At 69.1% G+C, this 6,000-nt stretch carries 6 protein-coding genes; 2 read left to right on the top strand and 4 right to left on the bottom strand.

The window, feature by feature from the left end; genetic code table 11:
- On the bottom strand, positions 1 to 783 hold a 783-nt coding region (locus tag FRW57_RS02765; protein ID WP_162529238.1), incomplete at its 3' end, for a coiled-coil domain-containing protein.
- Positions 784 to 1,200: 417 nt separating this feature from the next.
- On the opposite strand from FRW57_RS02765, the gene FRW57_RS02760 reads away from it, so the two are divergent.
- Positions 1,201 to 2,865 (top strand): DUF3352 domain-containing protein, encoded by a 1,665-nt coding sequence (locus tag FRW57_RS02760; protein WP_162308209.1) that lies wholly within the window; start codon positions 1,201 to 1,203, stop codon positions 2,863 to 2,865.
- 53 nt (positions 2,866 to 2,918) lie between these two features.
- On the opposite strand, the gene FRW57_RS02755 is transcribed toward FRW57_RS02760, so the two are convergent.
- From FRW57_RS02755 to FRW57_RS02745, 3 genes are all read right to left on the bottom strand, one after another.
- Complete coding sequence (locus tag FRW57_RS02755; RefSeq protein ID WP_137122257.1) at positions 2,919 to 4,286, bottom strand: cytochrome P450; 1,368 nt, start codon at positions 4,284 to 4,286, stop codon at positions 2,919 to 2,921.
- Positions 4,287 to 4,320: 34 nt separating this feature from the next.
- Positions 4,321 to 5,079: an alpha/beta fold hydrolase gene (locus FRW57_RS02750; RefSeq protein ID WP_137122258.1), complete on the bottom strand. Its 759-nt coding sequence runs from the start codon at positions 5,077 to 5,079 to the stop codon at positions 4,321 to 4,323.
- A gap of 372 nt (positions 5,080 to 5,451) precedes the next feature.
- Positions 5,452 to 5,754 carry a hypothetical protein gene (locus tag FRW57_RS02745; protein WP_152185227.1) on the bottom strand — a complete coding sequence of 101 codons (303 nt, stop codon included), beginning with the start codon at positions 5,752 to 5,754 and terminating at the stop codon, positions 5,452 to 5,454.
- On the opposite strand from FRW57_RS02745, the gene FRW57_RS22930 reads away from it, so the two are divergent.
- Positions 5,747 to 5,884 carry a hypothetical protein gene (locus tag FRW57_RS22930; RefSeq protein WP_162308211.1) on the top strand — a complete coding sequence of 46 codons (138 nt, stop codon included), beginning with the start codon at positions 5,747 to 5,749 and terminating at the stop codon, positions 5,882 to 5,884. The two genes, FRW57_RS02745 and FRW57_RS22930, sit on opposite strands and share 8 nt — an antisense overlap.
- Positions 5,885 to 6,000: the final 116 nt, after the last annotated feature.

Genomic DNA, 6,000 nt, shown 5'->3' with positions numbered 1-6,000 from the left:
GCGCGCGGCCTCGGCGGCCCGGCGCTCGGCTTCGGCCCGCAGCCCCGCCTGACGCTGCCGCTCCTTGCTCACCGAGGTGCGCCGCAGCTGGGCCAGTTCGGTGACCATCGCGGACTGCTGGCTCTGCAGCCGCCGGGTCTCCGACTGCACCGCGGCGACCTTCGCCTCGGCCTCGCCCTTGGCCTGCTTGGCCCTCATCTCGGCCGCGGCCTCCTGGGCCTGCGCCCGAGCCGCCTGGCGCTCCAACGTCGCCGCCGTCTGCGAGCTGGCCGACGCCTGCTCGAGGGTCCGGTCTCGATACTTGCCGACCACGGCGAATCCGGCTGCCCGGTCGAGCACAGTCTGCGGCCCACCATCGGACAGGAACATCTCCAGGTCACCGAGGCTGCCGCCCTGTCGGTAGATGCCGGCCGCCAGCTCGCCCACCGCGGTGCGGGCGGTGTGGGCCTGCTGCCGGGCCTCGCGCGACTTGCGTGACGCGACCTTGGCCGCGGCCCGCTTCTGTTGCAGCTCGACGCGGGCACCGTTGTACTTCTCGGCCGCCTCGCCGGCCTCCTTGCGCACCTGCTGCTCCTGGGCATACGAGGCGTTGAGCCGGCCCTGGAGTGCTTCGACCTGCTGCTTCTTGCTGGTCACCGCGGACTGGGCCGCCTGCACCTCTCCCGCGGAGGGGTAGACCGGGTCGACGCTGGCCTGAGCGGGCCCGGCGCTGACCACCATGGCCAAGGCGCTGCCCACGGCTGTGACCAAGGTGATTCGGGTCGACCGACTACTGCGGGGCACGGTGAGGACCTCTCCGTCGGGAAGCTGACAACGACGGAGACTAGAGCTAATTCGCCCCACTGGGAACACAAGTCACACCGCTCCCGCGCGCATCATCTCCCCCACCGGCCTCGCGTCCAAGAGGACACGCCGAGTTACACCAATGTCTTTTTGCAGGTCACTCGGAAGGTTCGGGACCGACCGGCCTCGGCCGCGGAGCAAAGGTCACGAAATGGTCACAAATTGAAAATTTACCCAACCCAGACGCCGATAGCACTGCATCCTGCGCACTTCGGCGCTGTCCGCTCGCCCGGTCATTCGGAACCCAAGGACGACGCACGACGCAGCAGGACCACACGCCTACTCCGTCACGGGGTCATCACCACACAACAGGGGAGCACCATGTCTGAACACCCACCATCCGGTCCGGACCGACCGATGCCGCCGCCTTCCGGCGACGGCCCGCCACCGGGGGGACACCAGTCCGGTCCGTATGGCGCCCAGCCCTATGTCGGCCAGCCCTACGCCCAGCCGCCGGCGGGACGGGGGCAGCGCAAGTCCCACAAGAGCGCGATCATCACGGTCCTGCTGGCCGTCGCGCTGGTGCTCGCAGGTGGCGCCGCCTTCGCCGTCACGAAGCTCGGCGGCGGTGGGCAGCAACCTGCTGAGGCGCTGCCCGGCAACGCGATCGCTTACTGGCGCATGGACATCGATCCCTCGGTCGGTCAGAAGGTGGCGGCCGTGCGGTTCCTGTCCACGTTCCCCAAGTCCAACGGAGACTTCACGACCGGAGACATCCGCAAGAAGCTGTGGGACGCCGCCCAGAAGGACAACCCGTCGATCAAGGACATCGACTACGACCGGGACATCAAGCCTTGGCTCGGCGACAGGCTGGGCATGAGCGTCTCCGCCCCCCACCAGAGCGGAGACGACCCGATGGTGGCCGTGGCCCTCCAGGTCAAGGACGAGGGCAAGGCACGCGAGGGCATCGACAAGATCCTCGCCGCCGTGCCGGCTGGCCCGGCCACCTCCTTCGGCGCGAGCGCCCCGATCCCGGGCGGCACCCACGAGCTGGTGGCCAAGGACTCCGACAAGCCGGACTACTTCTTCCATGGTGACTACGCCGTCTTCACCATGCCCGGCCGGGCTGCCGAGGTCAGGTCGGCCATCGACGAAGGGCCGCTGTCCGACAACACGACGTTCGCGGGCGACATGGACGACCTCGGCGAGCCGGGCATCGTCTCGGGCTGGGCGGACCTCGGCGGGCTGGCCGAGCGGGCCGGCGACCTGATGGGTCCGCGGACGCGCGCGGAGCAGCTGAAGAAGGCCGGCCGCTTCGCCGTCGCCCTGCGCTTCGACTCCGACTACCTCGAGCTGGCCGGCATCACCCGCGGTCAGGAGTCCACCAAGGCTCCGCAGGACGAGGTGGAGTCGGCCATCACCTCACTGCCCGACGACACGGCCGTCGCCGTCGCTCTCTCCCACGGTGACCAGATCATCGGCAACGCCTGGGACTCCTTCATGAAGCTGGCCGACGACCAGTCACAGCCGCTGGGTTCGACCCAGTCGGCCCAGCAGCTCCTCGACGAGTTCAAGGAGCGCTACGGCATCGCCCTGCCCGAGGACCTCCAGACGTTGGTCGGCCGCAACCTGGTCATCGCCGCTCCTGACCAGGACTTCGAGAACACCTCGGGTCCGGAGGACGTCATCGCCGGCGTCCGGGTCAAGACCGACACCGGCAAGGCGACGGAGGTCATGACCAAGCTCGAGAAGCTCGCCCGGGACGAGGGTTCCGAGCTGCCGCTCGTGCACCATGCCAAGGGTGACTCGTTCCTGGTGGCCACCGGACAGCCCGGCCTGGACTGGATCGCGCGGGGCGGCAGGCTGGGCGACAGCGACTCCTTCCGGCTGGCGGTCCCTGGTGCCAAGACCGCGGAGTGGGTCTCCTACGTGGACCTCGACGACCTCGAACACCACTACCTGGGCGCGATCAAGGACGACGAGGAGCGTGAGTTCGTCAAGTCGCTCCGCAGCTTCGGGATGACCGCCCACCTCACGGGTGACGGGGAGGGCAGTTTCTCGATCAGGCTCGTCGGCAACTGAGCCGACCGGTTGCAGGCGTGCTGAGCCGCGCGTGGTCCTGGACCGCGCGCGGCTCAGCGTGTCCAGGCCAGAGGCAGTCGCTTCACACCCCGCTGGAAGTTCGACCGCAGCAGCGCCGGCTCGCCGGCAGCCTCGAGCCAGCTCGTGCGTGCGAGCAACGTGGTGAAAAGACAACGCATCTGCACTCGTGCGAGGTGGGAGCCGAGGCAGAAGTGCGGCCCGTGGCCGAAGGTCAGGTGGGCCGAGGTGGATCGCTCGATGTCGAAGCGGTCGGGTTCGGTGAAGACGGCCGCGTCCCGGTTCGCCGCCGCGAAGGAGACGACGATCTTGTCCCCGGCCCGCAGCTCCACGTCGCCGAGCCGGGTCGCGGATGTCGCCGTCCGGCGGAAGGCCATCACCGGAGTCCACCAGCGCAGCATCTCCTCGACCGCCGCGGGCACCTGGTCCGGCTGGTCCCGCAGCTGCCGCTGCGTCTCCGGATGCTGCAGCAGGGCGATCATCCCTCCTGGTATGCCGTTTCGCAGCGTCTCGTTGCCGGCCACCGCAAAGAGCCAGAAGAGGTTCTCGAACTCCTCGACGCTGACCGTTCCGTCCTCGCCGTCACGCTGCGCCATGAGGATCGACATCACGTCCTCGCCCGGTTCGCGACGCTTGGCCTCGCCGAGCAGGTGCGCATAGGTGTAGAGGTCGAGCATCCCCTCGCGCGAGCGAGGGTCGGGCATGAGCCCGTCCGCCCCAGGCTCAGGCCGCTCGGCGAGAGCCGCACGGGCCAGGTCAGTGCCGCGGCTGGGGTCGAAGGAGCCGCTCGTGGCGTAGTCGGGGTCCTGCCAGCCGATCACGCGGTTCGACCAGTCGAAGAGCAGCCACCGATCCTGGCTCGGCACGCCCAGCACGTCGGCCAGGGCGAGCAGCGGCAGGTCGGCCGCCACGTCCTTCGCGAAGTCACACTCCCCCGAGTCTCCATGTGCCAGCATGCGGTCCACGATCCGGTCGACATGTGCCTGGATCTGCTCCTCCAGCTTGGACACGGCCCTCGGGGTGAACGACTTCGCCAGCATCCGTCGCAGTCGGGTGTGGTCGGGCGGGTCCATGTTGAGCATCATCCGCTGCACGTAGGCGAGGTCCTCCGCACTCGCGGGGTCGCGGATCTGGGTGCCCCCGACGGCAGACGAGAAGGTGTGCGGGTCCCGCAGCACCCGTTCCACATCGGCGTGCCGCAGCACGAGCCAGTAGCCCGGGCCCTCCGGCCAGCCGGTGAGCGCAGGCTCGGCGACGGGCACCACGCCATACCCGTCACGCAGTGCGGCGAGGCCCTCGTAGGGCACTCCCGTCTGGTAGGTCGCCGGATCGTGCGCCAGCGTGGTGAGCTCCTGCACGTGTGCCGGTAGCCGGTCGTATGCCGTGGCGATCCTCGCGTTCATGTTCGCCAGCTCCTGGCCCAAACTTGCTGCCCGCTCAGGCCCGGTCCAGGAAGGCCTCGACGCTCGTCGCCAACGCGACCGGGGTCTCGAACATGGCGTAGTGACCGGCATTGGCCATGACCTGCACCACGCAGTTGCGGTAGGTCTCCCGCCAGGTCGCGTTGATGGTCTCTTCACCGAGCGCCGGGTCGTGCTCCCCCACGATCGCCAGAGCCTGGACGGAGCTTCCCTCGACCTCAGAGGCGAAGTCGGTCTTGGCCCACGCCTCCAGGTAGTCGCCGAAGGCCTCGCGTGTCGAGTTCTCGACCGAGCTGGCGACCATCTGGTCGATCCACCGCCTGGTCAGCCGGTTTCCGGTGGTGAGATCGATGATCGCCGCACGGTTGTCGTCGGACTGGGCTGCTCCCGAGAACAACGCCCAGCCGTCATCGTCGAACGGAACACCCGAGGCCGGCACGGGGCTGATGCCGATCATCCGCTCGACGCGGTCTGGCGCCATCGAGAGGACGCGTTGGACTGCGCTGCCACCCATCGAGTGGCCAATCAGCGAAAACGTCTGCGCACCCACCTCATCCGCCAAGGCGAGGGTGTCTCGGGCGATCTCGTCGATGGTGTGCTCGCCCTCCTCGTCCTGACGGGCGCCGTAACCGCGGTAGTCGGTGAACAGGAAACTGCGGCGCTCGCCGTCCAGCAGCTCGGGCCAGTGCCCCCAGCCTTCCGATGACCCAAACCAGCCGGGCAGGCAAATAACCACATTCGGGCCCGTGCCGACGCGGCGGTGGGCAATACTCATGGCAACTCCTCCTCGAAGCAGCCCCGGACGGGGTCGGATGAGGGCAGCCTAGTCAGATCGTGACCCGGTGCGGAGCGGAGTCGGAGCGCGGCCAGAACTGGCGCGGCGGCAGGGCCGAACGGGCAGCGCATTTCCCGCTAATGACTATTTCTTGACGAGTTCTTGCGTTCTCAAGACTTCCCTCTTGCCTTGCCTTTACCTTGGCTGAGAACGGGGAACCGGCCCCGCACCGAGCGGGCCCTCACGCAAGGGGAACTTCATGCAGGTACCGACGACAGGACGACGAGCAGCGCGAACGCTTGGCCTGGCCGTGAGCCTGGCCGGGGCGGGGGTCATGGTGATGGGCGCCACCAGCGCCCCCGCTGACGCGAGCTACCCATCCGCCAGCGCCACGTCCACCTCATCCCTCGCCTCCACGCCGGCGCCCTCCAGCCCGGCGGTCACCCAGACGACGCCGCCTCCCACCGAGACGACCCCGCCTCCCACCGAGACCACCCCGCCTCCCACCGAGACCACCCCGCCTCCCACCGAGACCACCCCGCCTCCCACCGAGACCACCCCGCCTCCCACCGAGACGACCCCGCCTCCCACCGAGACCACGCCACCCCCGTCCACCAGCACGACGCCGGTGGTGCACCCCTCGAACACCCCTGAGGTGCCGAGGCTCGTGCACACCGACGGCGGTCCGGTCGAAGGCGGAGGCTCGTCGGCCACGCTGATGCTCGGTGGCCTGGCGATCGCCATGGCCGGCATCGCAATCACGACGGCAACCATCCGCCGCCGCGAGGACGAGTCCGAGCACTGACGCGATGGCCCGATACCAGCGGGCCGGCTTTGCCGCAGGACTGCTGCTCGTGACGGGTGGGCTCACGCTCACCCTCACGGGCAGCAGCCTGTTTCATCCCGATTCGCAGCCCGGCG

Source organism: Segeticoccus rhizosphaerae, assembly GCF_009192725.1.
Taxonomy (GTDB): Bacteria; Actinomycetota; Actinomycetes; order Actinomycetales; family Dermatophilaceae; genus Segeticoccus; species Segeticoccus rhizosphaerae.
The sequence above is the reverse complement of the archived record's forward strand: the minus strand, read 5'-3'. Positions and strand labels throughout refer to the sequence as shown.

Coding starts and splice junctions, on each gene's coding strand:
- FRW57_RS02760 (WP_162308209.1), top strand. CDS start 1,201: ATGCCGCCGCCTTCCGGCGACGGCCCGCCACCGGGGGGACACCAGTCC.
- FRW57_RS02755 (WP_137122257.1), bottom strand. CDS start 4,286: ATGAACGCGAGGATCGCCACGGCATACGACCGGCTACCGGCACACGTG.
- FRW57_RS02750 (WP_137122258.1), bottom strand. CDS start 5,079: ATGAGTATTGCCCACCGCCGCGTCGGCACGGGCCCGAATGTGGTTATT.